Source organism: Kitasatospora sp. NPDC057692, from assembly GCF_042799475.1.
Lineage (GTDB): Bacteria > Actinomycetota > Actinomycetes > Streptomycetales > Streptomycetaceae > Kitasatospora.
The window spans coordinates 1-21,499 of record NZ_JBHVIV010000002.1 but is presented as its reverse complement, the minus strand read 5'-3'; the positions used below and the strand labels follow the sequence as shown (position 1 = coordinate 21,499).

Here is a 21,499-nt window from a genome sequence, read left to right as displayed (position 1 = left end):
CATGGCACGGATCGTCATCATCGGCGCAGGTATGAGCGGGCTCGCGGCGGCTTCCCGGCTGGCCACCATCGGGCACAAGGTGACGGTCTGCGAGGCGCGCGGCACCTACGGCGGCATGGTCGGCCGCTACGAGCGCGACGGTTTCGCCTTCGACACCGGTCCCGGGCTGCTCACCCTGCCCGCCGTCTACCGCGACCTCGCGCTGAAGACCGGGCGCGAGCCGCTGGAGCAGCTGGTCGAGCTGGGCCCGGTCGACCCGGAGAGCCGGCACCTGTTCCCGGACGGAACGGCCGTCTCGCTGCCCAACGCCTCCCGGGGCGGCGTGGTCCAGGCCCTCGACCAGGCCTTCGGCCCGGGCGCGGGCGAGCGGTGGGCCGAGGTGCTCAACCACGGCCGAACGGTCTGGGAGGCCACCCGCCGCCCGCTGCTGGAGGAGCCGCTGCCGGCCGACCCGACGCCGCTGCACACCGACCCGTACCCCCAGCCCGCCGCACCCCGGCGCGGCCTGTTCGGCCGGCGGCGCGGCCCGCGCCGGTGGACGCTCGCCGACGTCGCCGCCGAACAGCTCGGCGGGCACCCGGGGCTGACCGCCCTGCTGCACGAGCACGCGCTGCGGTTCGGCCTCGACCCGCGCACCGCCCCCGCCGGGGCCACCGTGCTGCCGTACATGGAGCAGTCCTTCGGCGTCTGGTACGTCAAGGGCGGTCTGCGCGCGCTGGCCGACGCGGTGTACCGCCGCTGCGAGCAGCGCAAGGTGGAGTTCCGCTTCGAGACACCGGTCGCCCGGGTGGTCGTGCGCGACGGCCGGGTGTGCGGTGTGCAGACCAAGGGCGACCGGATCGACGCCGACCTGGTCGTCTCGTCGATCGACGCCCGGGTGCTGCACACCCAGTGGATGGGCCCGGCCGAGAGCTCGGACGAGTGGCCCGACGCCGCCCAGCGGCTGCACGGCGTACCGGGGCGGGTGAGCGTGCTCCTCGCGCTGCGCGGCGCCCGGCCCGAGGGCACGGCGCACCGCACGGTGGTGCACGCCGGCGACCCGGCCGCCGAGCTGGCCGGCGTCTTCGACCCGGGCACGTCGCCGGCCGACCGGCCGACCGTGCAGGTGCTGCGGCCGGACGACCCCTCACTGCACCCGGAGGGGCACGAGGCCGTGGTGCTGACCGCGACCACCCCGTCCCTGGACCTCGACTGGGGCGCGCCGGGCGTGGCGGACGCCTTCGCCGACCGGATGCTCGACCACGTCGACGCGGCCGGCCTGAACCTGCGCGGGCGGATGCTCTGGCGGGTGGTCCGCACCCCCGAGCACACCGAGCGCGAGACCGGCTCCTTCTTCGGCTCCGTCCCGCCCCCGGCCCTGGCCGGCCTCGACGGCGGCCTCCTCCAGGCCCCCAACGAGGACCACCCCGGCCTCTACCTCACCGGCGGCGCCGCCCACCCCGGCGGCGGCCTGGCCCGCGTCGGCATGTCCGCCTGCATCGTCGCCAACCTCATCGGCCCCGCCTGACGGACCGTCACCCCCCACCCGGCAACCACACGCAGAGACACCGGGAGGGCAGGCACAGCACCCCCGGACGCACCCGGAGTGGAAAGTCGGCCCCGCCGACTTCTCGCGCACGCACACCAGCGCCGGCGGCCCGGAGCACAGGAAGCGACACATGGGTCTACACGCATAGACTCCCCGCAGGCACGGCCCAGCAGGGCACGCCCGGAGTGGAAAGTCGACCCCGCCGACTTCTCGCGCACGCGAGCCAACGCCGGCGGCTCGAACCGCAGGAAGCGGCGCACGGAACAGGATCTACGCGCATAGATCCCCCGCGGGTACGGCCCGGCGGGGCGCGCCAGGAGTGGGAAGTCGGCCCCGCCGACTTCTCGTGCGCGGGGAGCCGCAAGGGGCGTGCGCGGAGCAGGAAGTCGGGTGGGCCGACTTTCCGCTCCGGGCCCGGGTCAGGACTGCTGCTGCCAGGTGGGGTGCTGCTGCTGGTAGCCGTACTGGTCGTACTGGGGCTGCTGCGGCTGCTGGGGGATGCCGGTGATGGGCTGCTCCGGCTGGGCGGGCTGGGCGGGCTGCCACTGCTGCTGGTGGTCGTAGCCGTACTGCTGCTGTTGTTGCTGTTGCTGCTGCTGCGGGTAGCCGCCGTACGGGTCGGGCTGCTGCTGGTAACCGCCGTACTGGTCCTGCTGGGGGTAGCCGCCGTAGCCCTGGTCGTAGCCGAAGGCCGGCTGCTGCTGGGCGGGCTGCCACTGCTGCTGGTCGTAGCCGTACTGCTGCTGCGCCGGGTCGTAGCCGGCCTGGTAGGCCTCGGTGTAGGCGTCCTGCTGCGGGATCGCCTGGAGCAGCTCGGTCTGCTGCTGCTCGTAGTACGCCGGGGCGTACACGCCGTCGGCGGCCAGCTCCTGCATCTCGAACGCGGCGGTCTGCTCGACGGCCGTCTCCTCCGCCGCCGGCGCCGCGGCCGGGGCCTCCTCGACGGCGCCGACCTCGCCGACCTGCTCCACCGCGACCGCCGCGGCGGCCACCGCGCCACCCCCGGTGAGCGCACCGAGCAGCGGCACCTTGGCGAGCGGCCCGGGCAGGCTCCCGTCCGCCGCGCGCAGCGACCACCCGGCCGCGTAGCCGCGCTTGACCGAGAGGGTCACGAAGGTCTGGCCGACCGCGAACATCGCGGCGCCCGCGCCGATCACCGGCACGGAGCCGATCGCCATCCCGCCGGCCACCGCGAGGAAGCCGGCCAGCGCGAGGCCGCGCCAGTGCAGCGGGGCCCGGTTCTGGAACAACAGCTCGGCGACCAGCCAGAGCGCCACCACCGCCAACGCGGCGTACAGCAGCAGGTATCCGATGCCCATCCCGCCCGCTACCTCCAGTCGCGTGCCCGCGCCCGCCGCGCGTGTGCGGCGACTGTACCGGTTCAACGGCCCGGGTACCGCATCGCGTTCCCGCCGTCCGCGGGAACGCGACGCGCCGCAGCTCAGCGCCGGTGAAGACCGAGGTTCTGGTAGATCTCCAGGGTCGCCGTCGAGTGGTTCAGCGTGATGAAGTGCAGCCCGGGGGCGCCCTCCGCCAGCAGCCGCTCGGACATCGCGGTGGCGTGCTCCATGCCGATCGCGCGCAGCGCCGCCGGGTCGTCGATCACCGCGCGCAGCCTGGCCTCCAGGTCCGGCGGGAAGGCCGAGCCGCTCAGCTGCGGGAAGCGCTCCAGCTGCTTGGCGTTGGTGACCGGCATGATCTCCGGGATGATCGGCGCCTCGCAGCCGGCGGCCACCACCCGGTCGCGCAGCCGCAGGTAGTCGTCGACCTCGAAGAACATCTGGGTGATGGCGTAGTCGGCCCCGGAGCGGATCTTCGCCACGAAGTGCCGGATGTCGTCGTCCCAGTCGGTCGAGCGCGGGTGCATGTTGGGCGAGGCCGCCACGCCGACGCAGAAGTCGCCGATGCCCTTGATCAGCTCGACCAGCTCGTACGCGTAGGTGACGCCCTGCGGGTGGCTGACCCACTCGCCCAGCGGGTCGCCGGGCGGGTCGCCGCGCACCGCGAGGACGTTGCGCACGCCCTGGTCGGCGTACTGGCCGATGATGTTGCGCAGCTCCGCGATCGAGTGGTCGACGGCGGTCAGGTGGGCCACCGGGGTGAGCGTGGTCTCGGTGGCGATCCGGCCGACCATGTTCACCGTGCGCTCGCGCGAGGAGCCTCCGGCGCCGTACGTCATGCAGACGAAGTTGGGGTCGAGCGGTTCGAGCCGCCGGATGGCGTCCCAGAGCTTCTGCTCGCCGACCTCGCTGCGCGGCGGCATGAACTCGAAGGAGAAGGACCGCTTTCCGGCTGCCAGGAGGTCGCGGACCGTCTGAGCGCGGTCCGGTCTGGTCGAAGCGATACCGAGTGCCATGCTGGCAGGTTAGCCGTCGGCGGAAGGGCGCGGACAACTCGGTCCCATCCTGTGAGACGCCGGATGGACCACCGGTGGACTCCGGGTGGACGGCGCCGTGGCCGGGCGCGGCATCCGCGCGAACAGCGGCCGCCGCGCCCGGCCGAGGCTCGTGCGTACGGCTGTTCCCCTCCGCCCCGGATACGCTTGCTGCGCACCCCAGCTACCTCCGGAGCCCCATCGTGACCTCGTCCAGCCACCGGCCGGCCAACCCGATTGACGTGGAGGACGTGCGCGAGCGCGTCAACGCCGCCCTCGTCGGCTTCATGGACGGCCAGTCGGCCCTGCTCGGCAAGGTCTCCCCGCAGCTGGAGCCGGTCACCGAGGCGCTGCGCGACTTCCTGCTGGACGGCGGCAAGCGGCTCCGCCCGGCGTTCTGCTACTGGGGCTGGCGCGGCGCCGGCGGCCCGGCGGCCGGCGAGGGGATCGCCCGGGCGGCGGCGGCCCTGGAGCTGCTGCAGGCCAGCGCGCTGGTCCACGACGACCTGATGGACCGCAGCGACACCCGGCGCGGCCTGCCCTCCGTGCACCGCCGCTTCGAGGCGATGCACCGCGCGCGCGGCTGGCGCGGCGACCGCGAGCAGTACGGCGCCTCGGCGGCGGTGCTGCTCGGCGACCTGCTGCTGATCTGGTGCGACGAGCTGTTCCTGAACTCCGGCCTGGACCCGGCGGCGGTGCTGGCCGCCAAGCCGATGTTCGACCTGATGCGCACCGAGGTCATGGTCGGCCAGTACCTGGACGTGCTGGAGCCGGTCGCCGGGGACTCCACCGACGAGGGCGCGCTGGAGCGCGCGCAGACCGTCCTGCACTACAAGTCGGCCAAGTACACGATCGAGCGGCCGCTCCAGGTCGGCGCGCTGCTGGCGGGCGCCCCGCCGCGGCTGGTGGAGGCGTACGGGGCGTTCGGCCTGCCGCTGGGCGAGGCGTTCCAGTTGCGGGACGACCTGCTCGGGGTGTTCGGCGACCCGGCGGTCACCGGCAAGCCGGCCGGCGACGACCTGCGCGAGGGCAAGCGGACGCTGCTGGTCGCGCACGCCATGCGGGGCCTGCCGGGCGCCGAGGCGCGGCGGCTGGACGAGCGGCTGGGCGCGCCGGACCTGACCGCCGGCGAGGTCGCCGGGCTGCGCGAGCTGGTGGCCCGCAGCGGCGCGCCGGAGCGGGTGGAGCAGCGGATCGAGGAGCTGCTGCGGCAGGCGCTGGCCGCGCTGGAGGAGGCTCCGCTGGCGGACCCGCGGGCCCGCACGACGCTGCTGGCGCTGGCCGAGGCCGCCACCGTCCGCAAGTACTGACCCGCGCGGGCGCGGGCGGGACGGACGGCGGCGGCCCCGTTCGGCCGGAGTCCGGCCGGAGTCCGGTCAGCGCCCACGCAGCCGGCGGGCGAACGCGGCGGCCGCAGCCCCCGGGTCCTCCGCGGCGGTGATGGCCCGGACCACCACGACCCGGCGGGCGCCGGCGGCCAGCACCTCGTCCAGGTTGCCGAGGTCGATGCCGCCGATGGCGAACCACGGCCGCGCGGTCCCCAGCTTCGCCGCGTACTCGACCAGGCCGAGGCCCGGCGCGGGGCGGCCCGGCTTGGTCGGCGTCGGCCAGACCGGGCCGGTGCAGAAGTAGTCGACGCCGGGCTCGGCGGCGGCCGCGTCCACCTCGGACTCGGCGTGGCAGGACCGCCCGATCAGGACGTCCTCGCCGATGATCGCCCGGGCGGCGGGCACCGGCAGGTCGTCCTGCCCGAGGTGCAGCACGTCCGGGCCCGCCGCGTGGGCGACGTCGGCGCGGTCGTTGACGGCGAGCAGCTTGCCGTGCCGGCGGCAGGCGTCGGCGAAGACCTCCAGCGCCGCCAGCTCCTGCCTGGCCTCCAGGCCCTTGTCCCGGAGCTGGACGATGTCCACGCCGCCGGCCAGCGCGGCGTCCAGGAACTCGGCCAGGTCGCCGCGCTCGCGCCGGGCGTCGGTGCACAGGTACAGCCGCGCGTCGGCGAGCCGTCCGCGCGGGTCCGTCACCACGCCATCGCCTGGGCGCGCCGCTTGACCTCGGTGGCCCGGTTCTCCCAGAGCGCCTGCATCGGGGTGCCGGGCAGCGACGGGTCCTCGGTGAACATCCACACCAGGATCTCGTCGTCGCTGAAGCCGCTGTCGCGCAGCACCGTCAGCGTGCCGATCAGGTGCTTCACCGGGCCGGTCTCGTCGATGAACGCCGCCGGGACCTGCAGCGACTTGTTGGGGCCGCGGCGGACGGCGATCAGGTCACCCTTCTTGACCATGTTGCGGACCTCGGTGACCACCAGACCCCACTTCTCGGAGATGTCGGGGAGGTACAGCCACGCGGGAACCAGGGCTTCAATCTTGGCTTCGATCTCACTCACAAGCACCAGCCTGCCACCTCGGCGGCCCGCCGCGCACCAACCGGGCCCGCCGCCCGGCGGCGCTACCCGGCGGCCAGGGCCGACTTCAGCGGGATCGCCGGGTCGGCGGCGCGGGCCGGATCGAGGACGGCGCCGCGCTCGATCAGCCGCCGTCCCTGGGTCAGGTCGCGCGGCCGGTCGACCGCGAGCAGCGCGCGCAGGGCGCCGTCGCGCAGCCAGAGCACCGACCAGCCGGCGTCGCCCGGAGAGCCGCGCCACAGCAGCTCGTCGTCCGCGCCGTGCCGCCCGGCGTACTGCGCCATCCGCCCGAACTGCTCGGACCAGAAGTACTGCACCGGGTCGTACGGCGGCGCGTCCGTGCCGAGCAGGGTGCCGGCCGCCGCCGCGCCGGACTGCAGCGCGTGGTCCCAGTGCTGGACGGTCAGCCGGGTGCCGGAGCGCGCCGAGGGGTAGCTGACGCAGTCGCCGGCCGCCAGCACGCCCGGGGCGGTGGTGCGCAGCCGCTCGTCGACCAGGACGGCGCCGGCCGCGTCCAGGGCGACCGCGGTGCCGGCCAGCCAGCCGGTGGCCGGGCGGGCGCCGATGCCGACCACCACCTCGTCGGCGGGCAGGCGGGAGCCGTCGGCGAGCAGCACCGCGCCCGGCTCGACGGCGGCGACGCCGGTGCCGCAGCGCAGGTCCACGCCGGCCTCGGCGTACCAGGCGGCCATCGCCCGGCCGACCTCGGCGGGCAGCGCGCCGGGGACGGGCGCCGGACCGGCCTCGACGACGGTCACCTCGCAGCCGGCCGCCCGGGCGGCGGTCGCCACCTCGGCGCCGATCCAGCCCGCGCCGACCAGCACCAGGCGCAGGCCGGGGCGGAGCAGGGCGCGCAGCGCCAGCGCGTCGTCCAGGGTGTGCAGCAGGTGGGCGCGGTCCGCGCCGGGCAGGGCGCGCGGCTCGGCGCCGGTGGCGATCACCAGCGCGTCGTACGGCTCGTCCCCGGCGTCGGTGTGCAGCGTGCCCGCGCCCCCGGGGCCGCCGGGGGTGAGGCCGGTGGCGCGGCGGCCGGTGAGCAGCTCGACGCCGAGCCCGGCGAAGTCGAGGTCGAGGGCGGTGCTGTCGGCCTTGCCGAGCAGGACGTCCTTGGAGAGCGGCGGCCGGTCGTACGGCGCGTGCGGCTCCTCGCCGACCAGCGTGATCCGCCCCTGCCAGCCGTCGCGCCGCAGCACCGCGGCGCACTGCGCCCCGGCCAGCCCGGCGCCGACCACGACCACCCGATCCGTCTGTCCCGTTCCGTTCAGCTCAGCCACGCCCGTCACTGTACTGAGCCCGGTCCCGGGCCTCTGGTCCTAGGCCGCCCCCTTGCGCCTCCCAGCAGGCACCTTCAGGGGCCGCACCCCCCGGAGTTAAGGTGGGGGCACCATCACGGGAGCCCGGCGGACCGGGCTGAGAGGCGGGCTGGCACGGCCTGCGACCGTCCGAACCTGATCCGGGTCATACCGGCGAAGGGAGAGCAGCTTTGACACGCTCGGCACCGGGCGCCCACGCCGATGTGCTGGTCGTCGGCGGTGGGATCATCGGACTCGCCGTCGCCTGGCGGGCGGCCCAGCGCGGACTGCGCGTCGTCGTCGTCGACCCGCGGCACGGCGGCGGCGCCGCCCAGGTGGCGGCGGGCATGCTCGCGCCGGTCACCGAACTCCAGTACGGCGAGGAGCCGCTGCTCCGCCTCGGGATGGCCTCCAACGAGCGCTACGCGGCCTTCGCGGCCGAGCTCACCGAGGCGAGCGGCGGCCACGACACCGGCTACCGGCAGTGCGGCACGATCGCCGTCGCCCTCGACTCCGACGACCGCGCGGAACTGCGCGAACTGCACGCCTTCCACCAGCGGCTCGGCCTGGACTCCCAGTGGCTCACCGGCCGCGAGGCCCGCCGGCTGGAGCCGATGCTCGCCCCGGGCGTGCGCGGCGGCCTGCACGTCACCGACGACCACCAGGTGGACGGCCGCCGGCTGGCCTCCGCCCTGGTGCGGGCCTGCGAGCGGGCGGGTGCGGTGCTGCACCGCGCCGAGGCCGCCGAACTGCTGGTCGAGCGGGGCCGGGCCGTCGGCGTCCGGTCGGCCGCCGGCGAGCGCGTCACCGCCGACACGGTGGTGCTCGCGGCCGGCTCGCGCAGCCACCTGCTGCCCGGCCTGCCCCCGGGCGTGCTGCCGGCGATCCGCCCGGTCAAGGGCCAGGTCCTGCGGCTGAGCGTGCCCGAGGCGTACCGGCCGTTCCTGTCCCGCAACGTGCGGGCCGTCGTCCGCGGCGGCCACGTCTACCTGGTGCCGCGCGAGAACGGCGAGCTGGTGGTCGGCGCGACCACCGAGGAGCAGGGCTACGACACCACGGTCACCGCCGGCGGGGTGTACGAGCTGCTGCGCGACGCGCACGAGCTGGTCCCCGGCATCACCGAGCTGCCGCTGGTGGAGACCTGCGCCGGGCTGCGCCCCGGCTCCCCGGACAACGCGCCGCTGCTCGGCCCGACCGCGCTGCCCGGCCTGGTCGCCGCCACCGGCCACTACCGCAACGGCGTCCTGCTGACGCCCGTCACCGGCGACCTGGTGGCCGAGTACCTGGCCACCGGCACCCTGCCGGAGCTCGCCCGCCCGTTCTCCCCCACCCGATTCACGAAGGTCCCGGCATGAGCCCCCGCACCAGCGACATCCCCCTGAACGTCAACGGCGAGCCCCGCGAGGTGCCCGCCTCGACCACCCTCGCCGAGGTGGTCGCCACCCTCAGCCAGGCGCACTCCGGCGTCGCCGCAGCCCTGAACGAGGCCGTGGTGCCGCGCGCCGAGTGGCCGCGCACGCCGCTGTCGGCGGGCGACCGGATCGAGATCCTCACCGCCGTCCAGGGAGGCTGACCATGGCCGACGACCTTCTCACCATCGCCGGGACGTCCTTCTCCTCCCGGCTGATCATGGGCACCGGCGGCGCCCCCAGCCTGGAGGTCCTGGAGCAGGCGCTCCGGGTGTCCGGCACCGAGCTGACCACCGTGGCGATGCGCCGGGTGAACGCCACCACCCAGGGCTCGGTGCTCGACGTGCTGACCCGCAACGGCATCCGGGTGCTGCCCAACACGGCCGGCTGCTTCACCGCCGGCGAGGCCGTGCTGACCGCCCGGCTGGCCCGCGAGGCGCTCGGCACGGACTGGGTGAAGCTGGAGGTGATCGCCGACGAGCGGACCCTCCTGCCGGACCCGATCGAGCTGCTGGACGCCGCCGAGACCCTGGTCGACGACGGCTTCACCGTGCTGCCGTACACCAACGACGACCCGGTGCTGGCCCGCAAGCTGGAGGACGTCGGCTGCGCGGCGATCATGCCGCTGGGCTCGCCGATCGGCTCCGGCCTCGGCATCCGCAACCCGCACAACTTCCAGCTGATCGTGGAGGGCGCGGGGGTACCGGTGATCCTGGACGCCGGCGCCGGGACCGCCTCGGACGTCGCCCTGGCGATGGAGCTGGGCTGCGCCGCGGTGATGCTGGCCTCCGCCGTCACCCGCGCCCAGGACCCGGTGCTGATGGCCGACGCGATGCGGCACGCCGCCGAGGCCGGGCGGCTGGCCCACCGGGCGGGCCGGATCCCGCGCCGGTTCCACGCCGAGGCCTCCTCCGCGATGGCCGGCCGCGCCGACCTGGACACCCGCGAGCACCCGGCCTTCTGAGGGGGGCTTTTCCGGATAAACCAGTCCGATCATCGGCCTGGTGTCACAAACCGGGCACAGAGCGGCCCCGGGAACGGTGTCTCCCCGGGGCCGCGAACCGCCACGCCCTAGACTCGCCGGGTGGACATGGCACTGCGCGACCCCCTGATCGGTACCCTGCTCGACGGCCGGTACCGGGTCGAGCGGCGGATCGCCACCGGCGGGATGTCCACCGTCTACCAGGGCACCGACACCCGGCTCGACCGGGTCGTGGCGCTCAAGGTGATGCACCCCTCGCTCGCCGGCGACACCGCGTTCACCACCCGCTTCATCCGCGAGGCCAAGGCCGTCGCCCGGCTCGCCCACCCCAACGTCGTCAACGTCTTCGACCAGGGCGCCGACGGCGGGCACGTCTTCCTCGCCATGGAGTACGTCCCCGGCGGCACCCTGCGCGACCTGCTCCGCGACCGCGGCGCGCTCTCCATCCGGGCCGCCCTGGACATCCTGGAACCGGTGCTCGCCGCCCTCGGCGCCGCCCACCGGGCCGGCCTGGTGCACCGCGACGTCAAGCCCGAGAACGTGCTGATCACCGAGGACGGCCTGGTCAAGGTCGCCGACTTCGGCCTGGTCCGGGTGCTGAACGCCGCCGACGGCGCCACCACCTCCACCACCGCGACCGCCGGCACCGTGCTCGGCACCGTCTCGTACCTGGCGCCCGAGCAGATCCGCCCCGGCGCCGAGACCGACCAGCGGGTGGACGTCTACGCGGCCGGCATCCTGCTGTACGAGATGCTCACCGGCTCCCGCCCGCACACCGGCGAGAACCCCGTCCAGGTGATGTACCGCCATCTGCACGAGGACGTCCCGGCGCCGTCCGCCACCGTCCCCGGCGTGGTGCCCGCGCTGGACGCCATAGTCGCGGGCGCCTGCGCCCGGGACCGCGCCCACCGCCCGCACGACGCGGTCGAACTGCTCGCCGCGCTCCAGCGGGCCCGCCGCGGGCTCACCCCGGCCCAGCTGGACGCCGAACCGCCCGCCTCCACCCGGCCCGACCCGCGGTACCCGACCGGCGAGGCGACCTCGGTGCTCACCCCGGTGCTGCGGCCCGCTCCCCCGGTCGAGCGCACCAGCGTGCTGGACGTGCCGCCGGAGCTGATGGACCAGCTGCTCACCGAGCCGCGCCCGTACGACGAGCCGCCGCCGGAGCGCGCCCCGCGCCCGCCGCGCGCCCGGCGCTCCCGCTCCGCCGCCCGCTCCACCGGCCGCCGGCTGCCGCGCGGGCCGCTGATCTGGGCGGCCGTCGTCGCCGCCCTGGTCCTGCTGGTCGGCGGCGCCACGTACACGATCTCCGGCGCGGTGTACGGCACCGTGCCGGGGGTGCTCGGCAAGGACCGGGCGGAGGCCGAGCGGATCCTGGACGCGGCCGGCATGCACGGGCGGGTCTCCGAGGTGTACAGCGAGTCCGTCCCGGTCGGCCAGGTGATGGCGGCCGCCCCCGGGGTGGGCACCCGGACCAGGAAGAGCGACGCCGTCACCCTCACCGTCTCGCGCGGGCCCAAGCGGATCGCCGTCCCCGACGTGGTCGGCCGCCCGGCCGCGCAGGCCTCCTCGGCCCTGACCGGGGCGCAGCTGACGGCCGGCACGGTCACCGAGGCCTACAACGACACCGTCCCGGAGGGCTCGGTGATCAGCAGCGCGCCGGCGGCCGGGCTGCAGGTGCCGGAGAACACGCCGGTCGCGCTGCTGGTCAGCAAGGGCATGGTGCCGGTCCCGGACGTCACCGGGATGTCCAAGGAGGCCGCCGAGAAGGCGCTCCAGGCGGCCGGGTTCGCCATGCAGAGCAGCGGGGTCAACCTGTTCGGCACCGGCAAGGTGACCAGCCAGTCACCCGCGGCCGGCGAGCGCCGCCCGCAGCGCACCGTGGTCACGGTCAACTTCCCGTTCCTGTAGCCGGACCCGGGCCGGATCGGGCCGGCCCGGCCCGGGCGGATCAGCGCAGCGGGCCGTCGCCCGGCTCCTCCTGGTAGGAGTAGCGCTGCTCCCGCCACGGGTCGGCCCGGTTGTGGTAGCCGCGCTCCTCCCAGAAGCCGCGCCGGTCGGCCCGCATGTACTCGATCGCCCGGACCCACTTGGGACCCTTCCAGGCGTACAGCCGCGGCACCACCAGCCGGACCGGGAAACCGTGCTCGGCGGTGAGCGCCTCGCCGTCGCGGTGGGTGGCGAGCAGCGTGTCCGGGGCGGCGAAGTCCTCCAGCCGCAGGTTGGCGCTGTAGCCGTACTCGGCCCAGACCATGACGTGGGTGACCCCGGTGTCCGGCGGCGCCAGGTCGAGCAGGACGGCGGCGGACACGCCGGTCCACTCGCCGTCGAGCACCGAGAAGCGGGTGACGCAGTGCAGGTCGGCCCGGACGGTGGTGCGCGGCAGGGCGTTGAAGCCCGCGAAGTCCCAGCTGCGCTTCTCCGCCGAGGCGGTCGCGCCGAACACCTGGAGGTCCCAGGTCAGCGGCTTGAAGCGGGGCACCGGGCCGTAGTGCAGGGCGGGCCAGCCGCGCTGGACGCGCTGGCCCGGCGGGAGCCTCGGGTCAGACGGTGGCGACGGTTCTTGTTCGGACTGACCCATGGATCCATGGTGACAGACGGCGCGCAACGCCCGGTGCGCGCCCCTTCATCGCCCCTCCCGCCCCGCTCGTACGGGCCAACGGCGGAGCGGGGTCTCCCATGCGCGCGGGGCAAATCGGATATTCCGACACATGTCCTAGTGAGTGTGAACTTACTGGAATTTCGTCCCACAGCGGTGCCAGGATGCGTGCAGCCGGAGCCGGAGGGTAGACGGCCGCGACCCCGCACGCAGAGCAGGAAGGCACCGCCATGAAGGGTGACGCAGAGGTCATCGAGTTCCTCAACGAGCAGCTCACCGCCGAGCTGACCGCAATCAACCAGTACTTCCTGCACGCCAAGATGCAGGAGAACTTCGGCTGGACGAAGCTCGCGAAGTACACCCGGCACGAGTCCTTCGACGAGATGAAGCACGCCGAGGTGCTCACCGACCGGATCCTCTTCCTGGACGGGCTGCCCAACTACCAGCGGCTCTTCCACGTCCGGATCGGCCAGACGGTCAAGGAGATGTTCGAGGCCGACCGGCAGGTCGAGGTCGAGGCGATCGACCGGCTCAAGCGCGGGATCGTGGTGATGCGGGCCAAGAACGACGTCACCTCGGCCAACATCTTCGAGTCGATCCTGGCGGACGAGGAGGAGCACATCGACTACCTCGACACCCAGCTCGCCCTGGTCGAGAAGCTCGGCGAGGCGCTCTACCTCGCCCAGCTGATCGAGCAGCCGGAGTCCTGAGTCCGGGCTCCGGTCAGGCGGCGCGCAGCGGCGCCGGCGCCGACACCGGACCCGGGGCGACGGCGGGCCCGGCGGCCTCCTCCGCCGTCGGGTCGGCCAGGCCCAGCCTGGCGGCGAGCCGGGCGGTCGGGCAGGGCCGGGCACCGTGCTCGCCGAGCAGGGCCTGGATCCGCCGCACGCAGGAGCCGCAGTCGGTTCCGGCCTTGCAGCCCTTGGCGATCTGGCGCGGGGTGTTGGCACCGCCGTCGATCGCCCGCTTCACCTGGTCCTCGGTGACCGCATGGCACATGCACACGTACATCGCGGTCTCTCCCGGGGTGAAGCGGTGAAGCGGAGTGGATCTTGACTAAGGCAAGCCTTAGTTCACTAAGCCTCACCTTACCCGGTGATCGGGGTACGCAAAAGCCTCTCCGGCCCGGGAGAACCCCAGGCCGGAGAGGCTTTTGTCACACGCGCAGGGCGGTCGCCGGTCAGTTGCCGCCGCGGTACATCTCGGCGACCAGGAACGCCAGGTCCAGCGACTGGCTGCGGTTGAGCCGCGGGTCGCAGGCCGTCTCGTAGCGCTGGTGCAGGTCGTCGACCAGCACCTCGTCGCCGCCGCCGACGCACTCGGTGACGTCGTCGCCGGTCAGCTCCACGTGGATGCCGCCCGGGTGGGTGCCGAGCGCGCGGTGCACCTCGAAGAAGCCCTTGACCTCGTCGAGCACGTCGTCGAAGCGGCGGGTCTTGTGGCCGCTGGAGGCCTCGAAGGTGTTGCCGTGCATCGGGTCGCAGATCCAGACCGGCTGCGCGCCGGAGGCGGTGACCTTCTCCACCAGGGCGGGCAGGTGCTCGCGGACCTTGCCCGCGCCCATCCGGGTGATGAAGGTGAGCCGGCCGGGCTCGCGCTCCGGGTCCAGCTTCTCGATCAGGGTCAGCGCCTCGTCGACCGAGGTGGTCGGGCCGAGCTTCACGCCGATCGGGTTGCGGACCTTCGAGGCGAACTCGATGTGGGCGTGGTCCAGCTGGCGGGTGCGCTCGCCGATCCACACCATGTGGCCGGAGACGTCGTACAGCTCGCCGGTGCGCGAGTCCACGCGGGTCAGCGCGGTCTCGTAGTCCAGGATCAGCGCCTCGTGGGACGAGTAGAACTCGACCGTCTTGAACTCCTCCGGCGCCACGCCACAGGCGTTCATGAACGCCAGCGCGTTGTCGATCTCGCGGGCGAGCTGCTCGTAGCGCTGGCCGGCCGGCGAGTTGCGCACGAAGTCCTGGTTCCAGGCGTGCACCTGGCGCAGGTCGGCGTAGCCACCGGTGGTGAAGGCGCGCACCAGGTTGAGCGTCGCGGCGGACGCGTTGTACATCCGCTTCAGCCGCTCCGGGTCCGGGATCCGGGACTCGGGGGTGAACTCGAAGCCGTTCACCGAGTCGCCCCGGTAGACCGGCAGGGTCACGCCGTCGCGGGTCTCGGTCGACTTGGAGCGCGGCTTGGAGTACTGGCCGGCGATGCGGCCGACCTTGACGACCGGCACCGAGGCCGCGTACGTCAGCACGGCCGCCATCTGCAGCAGGGTCTTGAGCTTGTTGCGGATGTGCTCCGCCGAGACACCGTCGAAGGCCTCGGCGCAGTCACCGCCCTGCAGCAGGAACGCCTCACCACGGGCCACGGCACCGAGCCGGGCGCGCAGCTGGTCGCACTCACCTGCGAAGACGAGCGGCGGATACGAGGCGAGCTCGGCAAGGGTCTTGCGCAGAGCCTCTTGGTCCGGCCATTCAGGCTGCTGCGCCGCGGGCAGGGACTGCCAGGAGTGGGGATTCGTCACGGTCACGCGCTCAAGGCTACGGGGTGCGACAACCCATTTGTGACCACCGCCCGAGGGATGAGACACCTGGCGGACATTCGGGTGACGGTCCTCACGCCCGGCCGGGGATCCGCTAGGCTCGGGCCCGTGAACACGCCGCACACCTTCTCCTGGTGGTGGGCCGACCCCCTGGGTGGCCCACAGCCCGCGCGTTCCTAGACGCAGACGACCGGCCGCCCCTCGGGGCGGCCGTCGGCGTTCTCCAGCCGGCCGACAGCCCTCCCGGGAGCGGAACCCACCCGCCGCACGCCACCCGGAAGGACCACCGCCACCGTGACCAGCGCCGCCGACCTGCTCGCCCGCCTCACCGCCGCCGACGCACCGGCCTTCGCCCTGCTGCACCGCCGCACCCCGCGCACCGCCCCGGACACCGTCGAGGTGCTGCTCGGCACCGTCGACAGCTACGAGCGGCTGGCCGACCTGCCGGTCCGCCACGGCGTCCCCGCCGACGGCCCCGCGCACGACCTGCTCGCGCTCGTCCCCTACCGGCAGATCCGCGAACGCGGCTTCGAGGCGCACGACGACGCCACCCCGCTCCAGGCCCTCGCCGTCACCGAGCAGTACGCCCTGCCGCTCGCCGAGGTCGCCGCCGCGCTCCCCCGGCTGCCGGTCGCGCTGAGCGACGGCGGCTTCGACATCGACGACGACGAGTACGCCGCGATCGTGCGCCGGGTGATCGAGGAGGAGATCGGCCGCGGCGAGGGCGCCAACTTCGTCATCCGCCGCGACTTCACCGCGACGCTGGAGGACTTCGGCCCCGCGCTCGCGCTCACCCTGTTCCGCCGCCTGCTGGAGCAGGAGCGCGGCGCCTACTGGACCTTCCTGGTGCACACCGGCGACCGCGTCCTGGTCGGCGCCTCCCCCGAGGTGCACGTCCGGCAGAGCGGCGGGACCGTCGTGATGAACCCGATCTCCGGCACCTACCGCTATCCGGCGGCCGGCGCCGACCTCGACTCGCTGCTCTCCTTCCTCCACGACCCCAAGGAGCTGGAGGAGCTGACCATGGTGGTCGACGAGGAGCTCAAGATGATGTGCACCGTCGGCGACCTCGGCGGCCAGGTGCTCGGCCCGCGGCTCAAGGAGATGTCCCACCTCGCGCACACCGAGTACGAGCTGCGCGGCCGCACCTCGCTGGACGTCCGCGAGGTCCTCAAGGAGACGATGTTCGCCGCCACCGTCACCGGCAGCCCGGTGCAGAACGCCACCCGGGTGATCAAGCGCTACGAGCGCGGCGGCCGCGGCTACTACTCCGGCGCGCTCGCCCTGATCGGCCGCTCGGCCAGCGGCGGCCAGCTGCTCGACTCGCCGATCTGCATCCGCACCGCCGACATCGACACCGCCACCGGCCGGCTCGCCGTCCGGGTCGGCGCCACCCTGGTGCGCCACTCCGACCCGCGGTCCGAGGTCGCCGAGACGCACGCCAAGGCGGCCGGGGTGCTCACCGCGATCGGCGCCCGCCCGGCCCCCGACCACGCGGCCCGCCCCGGCGGCCCGCGGCTGGCCGACGACCACCGCGTCCAGACCGCGCTGGACTCCCGGCGGGCCGGCCTCGCCCCGTTCTGGCTGCGGATGCAGCAGCCGGCCCGGGCCACCGAGGAGCTGGAGACCCTGGTCGTCGACGGCGAGGACACCTTCACCGCGATGCTCGCCCACCTGCTGACCTCGCTCGGCCACCGGGTCACCGTGGTCCGCTACGACGAGCCGGGCCTGCGCGAGCGGGTCGCCGCCCACCCCGGCCCGCTGGTGCTCGGCCCCGGCCCGGGCGACCCGGCCGCCGAGGACGACCCCAAGATGGCCGTGCTGCGCCCGGTCGTCGCCGACGCGCTGGCCGCCGTCCGCGAGGGCCGCCGCACCGCACCGCTGCTCGCCGTCTGCCTCAGCCACCAGCTGCTGTCCGCCGCGCTCGGCCTGCCGCTGGCCCGCAAGGCGGTGCCGTACCAGGGCGCGCAGGAGAGCGTCGACCTGTTCGGGACGCGGCGCACGGTCGGCTTCTACAACACCTTCACCGCCCGCTGCACGGAGGCCGACGCCGCCCGGCTCGCCGCCGAGGGCGTCGAGGTGGCCCGCGACCCGCTGACCGGGGACGTGCACGCGCTGCGCGGCCCGGGCTTCGCCGGCCTCCAGTTCCACCCGGAGTCGGTGCTCACCCGGGAGGGCGTGGAGATCGTCGCCGGGCTGCTGCGCGGCGCGGTGGCCGCCGCCCGCTGAGCCCCGGGACCGCCGCGCCGGGCGGGGCGCCGCTCGCGCACCCGCCCGGCCGGCCGTCAGATCTCGTCGTCCAGCCCCTGCTCGATGGCGTACCGGACCAGTTCGACCCGGTTGTGCAGCTGGAGCTTGCCCAGGGTGTTCTGGACGTGGTTCTGCACCGTGCGGTGCGAGAGCACCAGCCGGTCCGCGATCTGCTTGTAGGACAGGCCCTTGGCGACCATCCGCAGCACCTCGGTCTCCCGGGCGGTCAGCTGCGGGACGACCGGCGCGGCCGGGGCGGGCGGCTCGGCGGCCAGCCGGCGGAACTCGCCGAGCACCAGGCCGGCCAGGCCCGGGGTGAACACCGCGTCGCCGACGGCGGTGCGGCGCACCGCGTCCAGCAGCTCCTCCCGCCCGGCCGACTTGACCAGGTAGCCGGTCGCACCGGACTTCACCGCCTCCAGCACGTCCGCGTGCTCACCGCTCGCGGAGAGCACCAGGACGCGCACCGTCGGGTCGTGGGCGACCACCCGGCGGCAGACCTCGGCGCCGGGCAGGCCCGGCAGGTTGAGGTCGAGCACCACCACCTGCGGGGAACAGGCGCGGGCCCGGCGGACGGCCTCCTCGCCGTCACCGGCCGTGGCCACCACGTCCAGCCCCGCCTCGGCGAGGTCGCGGGAGACGGCGTCACGCCACATCGGGTGGTCGTCCACCACCATGACCCGCACCGGCCGCCCGGCGGGCGCCTGCTGGTCGATCGGCTGCTGGTCGATCGGCTGCTGGGTCATGCTCGGGGCCCTTTCGCGGGAGGAGTCGGCGGGGAGGTTCTCACGGTGCGCCGGCCGGGGTGCCGGAACCGGCGCGCGGGACCGTCAGCTCTACCTCGACGCCCTCCCCGGGCGCCGAGTACAGCTCGGCCGTACCGCCGAGGTCCCGCAGCCGGCCGCGGATCGACTGGGAGACGCCGAGCCGCCCGGCCCGCTCCGCCTCGCCGAGCCGCCCGGGCGCGAAGCCCGGCCCGTCGTCGCGGATCGAGACGGTGACGGCCTGCGGCTCGTCCTCCACCAGGATCCAGGCGCGCGCCGCGGGCCCGGCGTGCCGGCGGACGTTGTCCACCGCGGCGCCGACGGCCGCGGCCAGCTCGGAGGCGGCAGGGGGCGGCAGCAGCACCGGGGTACCGGGGGCGGACAGGGTGACCCGCTCGTCCGCGTACGCGGCGAGCAGGGCGCGCAGGTCCTGCGGCAGATCCGGCCGCGGTGCCTCGCGCGGACCGGGCAGCGGGCCGCCGCTCATCAGCGCGCGCAGGGCGCGCTCCTGCTCACCGGCCAGCCGGCCCAGCTCGGCGAGGTCCGCGCCGGCGGACGGAGCGCCACTGGACGGACCGCCGGACGCGCCGCCGGACGGCACCTCGGCGCCCCGGCGCTGGACCAGCGCGAGCACCTGGAGCACGCCGTCGTGGATGTCCCGCGAGAGCCGCTCGCGCTCCCGGGTGGCCGCCTCGACCTGGAGGGCCCGGGTGAGCGTCGCCTCGCTGGCCCGGGCGAGCTCCATGACGTAACCGATCGCGCAGCCGGCCAGCATCAGCAGCACGATGTTGTGGATGTTGTCCCCGGTCGGGCCGCCGTGGCCGAGGATGTTGGCCACCCCGATCACCGATCCGGCCGCCGCCGCCCAGCGCCAGCCGCCCCGCCCGGCGAAGCCGAGCACGGTGCCGGCCGCCCAGATGGTGGGCAGGGTCGGCGCGCCGTGGCTGATCCGGGACGGCGCGTCGATGAGGCCGCTCATCACGATGCCGGTGACGGCGAGCAGGAGGTCGGTGGCCAGCACGTACCAGGTGCAGCGGTGCGGGCCGGAGAAGGCCCGGGTGGAGGCGAGCGTCCAGAGGGTCAGCGCGCCGAGGTAGATCCAGCCGGCGACCGGGTGGACGAACTGCAGGTAGGAGTCGAGGTACCGGAGCAGCGCGTAGCAGAGCGCCAGCACCCGGAAGAAGGAGATGGCCCGCCAGAGCGGCAGTTCGACGGACATGCCGCCCGCCGCCACCGCCGCGCCGACCGCGCCCGGTCCGGGCCTGGTTCTGCCGCCGTCCGTCATCCCTGCCGTCCTCCCCCCGGCACCCGGCCGGCCCCCGTTCAGGCCGGCCCGGTCCCCTTCTGCTGCTCCTGCTCGGCCTTCGCGGCCTCGGCCGCCTTCTCCGCCTCCGCCTTCTCCTCGGCCTTCTCGGCCTTGGCGGCGGCCTGCTCGGCCTTCTGGACGGCCTTGCGCTCGGCGTCGGCCTTCTTCTTGTCGTCGGCGATCTGCCGCTTGGCGGCCGTCGCGTAGATGTCCACGTACTCCTGGCCGGAGAGCCGCATGATCTCGTACATCACCTCGTCCGTCACCGAACGGAGGATGAAGCGGTCGTTCTCCATGCCGTGGTAGCGGGAGAAGTCCAGCGGGCGGCCGATCCGGATGCCCGGGCGGATGCCGAAGTTCGGGACCACCTGGCCGGGCGGCTGCACCTTCTCGGTGTCGATCATCGCGACCGGGATGACCGGCGCGCCGGTCGCCAGCGCGACGCGGGCCAGGCCGCCGACCTTGCCCCGGTAGAGCTTGCCGTCGGGCGAGCGGGTGCCCTCCGGGTAGACGCCGAACAGCTCGCCGCGGTCCAGCACGGCGATCGCCGAGCGGATCGCCGCCTCGCCGGCGCCGCGCACGCCCGAGCGGTCCACCGGGAGCTGGCCGACGCCCTTGAAGAAGGCGGCGGTCAGCCGGCCCTTGATGCCCGGCGTGGTGAAGTACTCGGCCTTGGCGATGAACGTCACCCGGCGCTTGATCAGCGCGGGGAAGAAGAAGGAGTCCGAGAAGGAGAGATGGTTGCTCGCGATGATCGCGGCACCCTCGGTGGGGATGTTCTCCTCACCCTCGATCCACGGCCGGAAGAAGATCCGCAGCAGCGGCGCGACGATCATCTTCATCAGTCGGTAGAACAACCCGGGCCTCCTGTATTGCGGACCGGTCGATCCTAATGCCCCGCGGTGGCCGCCCGTGCCCCGCCCCGCCCCGCCGGGGTGTCCCGCCCCCGGGGTGACGGGCCGTCGGACCGGCTTCCCGGCGGGGGTGTACGCAGCGGGCGGGCCCGTGGGACGATGCGAATTCCGCAGCCGCCCGCACCGAGCCGCCCCGCACGCCCTCGTCCGTACCAGCGCCACCCTCCAGCGTCCTCGCCCGCGAAGGAGTCCGCCATGCCGCTGCTGCCCGGCGCCGAACCGTACCGCCACCGGGGCGGGCCGGTGGGCGTCCTGCTCTGCCACGGGTTCACCGGCTCGCCGCAGTCGCTGCGGCCGTGGGCGGAGGACCTCGCCGCCGCCGGGTACACCGTCGCGCTGCCGCTGCTGCCGGGCCACGGCACCCGCTGGGAGGACATGCAGCCGACCCGCTGGGAGGACTGGTACGCCGAGGTCGAGCGGGAGCTACTGGCCCTGTCCGCGGAGTGCGAGCGGGTGTTCGTGGTCGGGCTGTCGATGGGCGGCGGCCTGGCGCTGCGGCTGGCCGCGGTGCACGGTCCGGCGGTCGCCGGACTGGTGCTGGTCAACCCGTCGGTGCGCTCGGACAACCCCGCGAGTGTCATTCTGCCGGTGCTGCGCCACCTCCTCCCGAGCCTGCCCGGGGTCGCCAACGACATCGCCCGGCCCGGCGCGGTCGAGCTGGGCTACGACCGCACACCGCTGCACGCCGCCTGGTCGCTGGCCCGGCTGTGGAAGGACGTCCAGGCGCGGCTGCCCCAGGTGACCCAGCCGGTGCTGCTCTTCCGCAGCCCGCAGGACCACGTGGTCTCCGCGGCCAACTCCGAGCTGGTGCTCACCCGGATATCCTCGACCGACGTGACGGAGCGGCTGTGCCAGCGCAGCTACCACGTCGCGACGCTCGACCACGACGCGGCGGAAATATTCGCGGCCGCCCAGGACTTCATCCGACGGCTGGCTTCCGCGCACGCGGCGGGCGCCACCCCGGCGAAATCCGACCACCACCAAGGCTGAAGGGCCGGAAGTGCACGAGAGCAGCACGGCGGGCGGCGAGGACGAGACGCCCCGCGAGGAGGGTGCGGCCACCGGCGGCGCGCGGCCGGGCGCCGGGCGGGCGGACGGCGAGCAGACCGGCCGCGGACCGGTCGGCGAAGCGGTGGCCGGCGCTCCCGCT

Annotated in this window: 20 protein-coding genes and 1 riboswitch; of the genes, 9 read left to right on the top strand and 11 right to left on the bottom strand. The window is 74.5% G+C overall.

Annotation, left to right across the window (positions count from 1 at the left end; all coding sequences use genetic code 11):
- The first annotated feature begins 1 nt into the window (after position 1).
- Complete coding sequence (locus tag ACFVFS_RS01220; protein ID WP_380618766.1) at positions 2-1,507, top strand: phytoene desaturase family protein; 1,506 nt, start codon at positions 2-4, stop codon at positions 1,505-1,507.
- Between the two features lie 440 nt (positions 1,508-1,947).
- On the opposite strand, the gene ACFVFS_RS01215 is transcribed toward ACFVFS_RS01220, so the two are convergent.
- Complete coding sequence (locus tag ACFVFS_RS01215) at positions 1,948-2,847, bottom strand: hypothetical protein (RefSeq protein WP_380618764.1); 900 nt, start codon at positions 2,845-2,847, stop codon at positions 1,948-1,950.
- 122 nt (positions 2,848-2,969) lie between these two features.
- Positions 2,970-3,884: a methylenetetrahydrofolate reductase [NAD(P)H] gene (gene metF, locus ACFVFS_RS01210; protein ID WP_380618762.1), complete on the bottom strand. Its 915-nt coding sequence runs from the start codon at positions 3,882-3,884 to the stop codon at positions 2,970-2,972.
- A gap of 221 nt (positions 3,885-4,105) precedes the next feature.
- On the opposite strand from metF, the gene ACFVFS_RS01205 reads away from it, so the two are divergent.
- Complete coding sequence (locus tag ACFVFS_RS01205) at positions 4,106-5,212, top strand: polyprenyl synthetase family protein (RefSeq protein WP_380618760.1); 1,107 nt, start codon at positions 4,106-4,108, stop codon at positions 5,210-5,212.
- A gap of 66 nt (positions 5,213-5,278) precedes the next feature.
- Here ACFVFS_RS01205 and thiE read toward each other — a convergent pair whose 3' ends face one another.
- The 3 genes from thiE to ACFVFS_RS01190 all read right to left on the bottom strand — a co-directional run bounded on the left by thiE (position 5,279) and on the right by ACFVFS_RS01190 (position 7,577).
- A complete protein-coding gene (thiE, locus tag ACFVFS_RS01200; protein WP_380618758.1) occupies positions 5,279-5,923 on the bottom strand; it encodes a thiamine phosphate synthase in 645 nt (214 codons plus the stop codon).
- The gene (locus tag ACFVFS_RS01195) at positions 5,920-6,285 is read right to left on the bottom strand and encodes an Rv2175c family DNA-binding protein (RefSeq protein WP_380618756.1); all 366 of its coding nucleotides are present in this window, start codon (positions 6,283-6,285) and stop codon (positions 5,920-5,922) included. The genes thiE and ACFVFS_RS01195 overlap by 4 nt, the downstream gene beginning before the upstream one ends.
- 62 nt (positions 6,286-6,347) lie before the next feature.
- Positions 6,348-7,577, bottom strand: coding sequence for an NAD(P)/FAD-dependent oxidoreductase (locus ACFVFS_RS01190; RefSeq protein WP_380618754.1), 1,230 nt, complete (start codon positions 7,575-7,577; stop codon positions 6,348-6,350).
- Between the two features lie 105 nt (positions 7,578-7,682).
- Positions 7,683-7,795: riboswitch (TPP riboswitch) on the top strand.
- Here ACFVFS_RS01190 and thiO point away from each other — a divergent pair.
- From thiO to pknB, 4 genes are all read left to right on the top strand, one after another.
- Positions 7,787-8,950, top strand: a complete 1,164-nt coding sequence (gene thiO / locus ACFVFS_RS01185) for a glycine oxidase ThiO (RefSeq protein WP_380618752.1) — start codon at positions 7,787-7,789, stop codon at positions 8,948-8,950. (Overlaps the previous riboswitch by 9 nt.)
- Positions 8,947-9,168 carry a sulfur carrier protein ThiS gene (gene thiS, locus ACFVFS_RS01180; RefSeq protein WP_380618750.1) on the top strand — a complete coding sequence of 74 codons (222 nt, stop codon included), beginning with the start codon at positions 8,947-8,949 and terminating at the stop codon, positions 9,166-9,168. Before thiO ends, thiS begins: the two co-directional genes overlap by 4 nt.
- Positions 9,169-9,170: 2 nt before the next feature.
- Positions 9,171-9,968, top strand: coding sequence for a thiazole synthase (locus tag ACFVFS_RS01175; protein ID WP_380618748.1), 798 nt, complete (start codon positions 9,171-9,173; stop codon positions 9,966-9,968).
- Positions 9,969-10,094: 126 nt separating this feature from the next.
- The gene (gene pknB / locus ACFVFS_RS01170) at positions 10,095-11,897 is read left to right on the top strand and encodes a Stk1 family PASTA domain-containing Ser/Thr kinase (RefSeq protein WP_380619119.1); all 1,803 of its coding nucleotides are present in this window, start codon (positions 10,095-10,097) and stop codon (positions 11,895-11,897) included.
- Positions 11,898-11,937: 40 nt separating this feature from the next.
- On the opposite strand, the gene ACFVFS_RS01165 is transcribed toward pknB, so the two are convergent.
- Positions 11,938-12,567 (bottom strand): sulfite oxidase-like oxidoreductase, encoded by a 630-nt coding sequence (locus ACFVFS_RS01165; protein WP_380618746.1) that lies wholly within the window; start codon positions 12,565-12,567, stop codon positions 11,938-11,940.
- A 248-nt stretch (positions 12,568-12,815) separates the two neighbouring features.
- Here ACFVFS_RS01165 and bfr point away from each other — a divergent pair, with 248 nt between their 5' ends.
- The gene (bfr, locus tag ACFVFS_RS01160; RefSeq protein WP_376084104.1) at positions 12,816-13,295 is read left to right on the top strand and encodes a bacterioferritin; all 480 of its coding nucleotides are present in this window, start codon (positions 12,816-12,818) and stop codon (positions 13,293-13,295) included.
- Positions 13,296-13,308: 13 nt separating this feature from the next.
- On the opposite strand, the gene ACFVFS_RS01155 is transcribed toward bfr, so the two are convergent.
- Together ACFVFS_RS01155 and ACFVFS_RS01150 are read right to left on the bottom strand one after the other, a co-directional pair.
- Positions 13,309-13,596, bottom strand: a complete 288-nt coding sequence (locus ACFVFS_RS01155) for a bacterioferritin-associated ferredoxin (protein ID WP_380618743.1) — start codon at positions 13,594-13,596, stop codon at positions 13,309-13,311.
- A gap of 169 nt (positions 13,597-13,765) precedes the next feature.
- On the bottom strand, positions 13,766-15,103 hold the full coding sequence (locus tag ACFVFS_RS01150; protein WP_380618741.1) for a class II 3-deoxy-7-phosphoheptulonate synthase: 1,338 nt from the start codon (positions 15,101-15,103) through the stop codon (positions 13,766-13,768).
- A 306-nt stretch (positions 15,104-15,409) separates the two neighbouring features.
- On the opposite strand from ACFVFS_RS01150, the gene ACFVFS_RS01145 reads away from it, so the two are divergent.
- Positions 15,410-17,344 (top strand): anthranilate synthase family protein, encoded by a 1,935-nt coding sequence (locus tag ACFVFS_RS01145; protein ID WP_380618739.1) that lies wholly within the window; start codon positions 15,410-15,412, stop codon positions 17,342-17,344.
- Positions 17,345-17,400: 56 nt separating this feature from the next.
- Here ACFVFS_RS01145 and ACFVFS_RS01140 read toward each other — a convergent pair whose 3' ends face one another.
- From ACFVFS_RS01140 to ACFVFS_RS01130, 3 genes are read right to left on the bottom strand one after another with little or no spacing between them, the layout of a single operon-like run.
- A complete protein-coding gene (locus ACFVFS_RS01140) occupies positions 17,401-18,111 on the bottom strand; it encodes a response regulator (protein ID WP_380618737.1) in 711 nt (236 codons plus the stop codon).
- Positions 18,112-18,151: 40 nt separating this feature from the next.
- Complete coding sequence (macS, locus tag ACFVFS_RS01135; RefSeq protein ID WP_380618735.1) at positions 18,152-19,414, bottom strand: MacS family sensor histidine kinase; 1,263 nt, start codon at positions 19,412-19,414, stop codon at positions 18,152-18,154.
- Between the two features lie 38 nt (positions 19,415-19,452).
- Positions 19,453-20,277, bottom strand: a complete 825-nt coding sequence (locus tag ACFVFS_RS01130; RefSeq protein ID WP_380619117.1) for a lysophospholipid acyltransferase family protein — start codon at positions 20,275-20,277, stop codon at positions 19,453-19,455.
- A gap of 267 nt (positions 20,278-20,544) precedes the next feature.
- Here ACFVFS_RS01130 and ACFVFS_RS01125 point away from each other — a divergent pair, with 267 nt between their 5' ends.
- A complete protein-coding gene (locus tag ACFVFS_RS01125; protein ID WP_380618733.1) occupies positions 20,545-21,339 on the top strand; it encodes an alpha/beta hydrolase in 795 nt (264 codons plus the stop codon).
- Positions 21,340-21,499 lie beyond the last annotated feature (160 nt).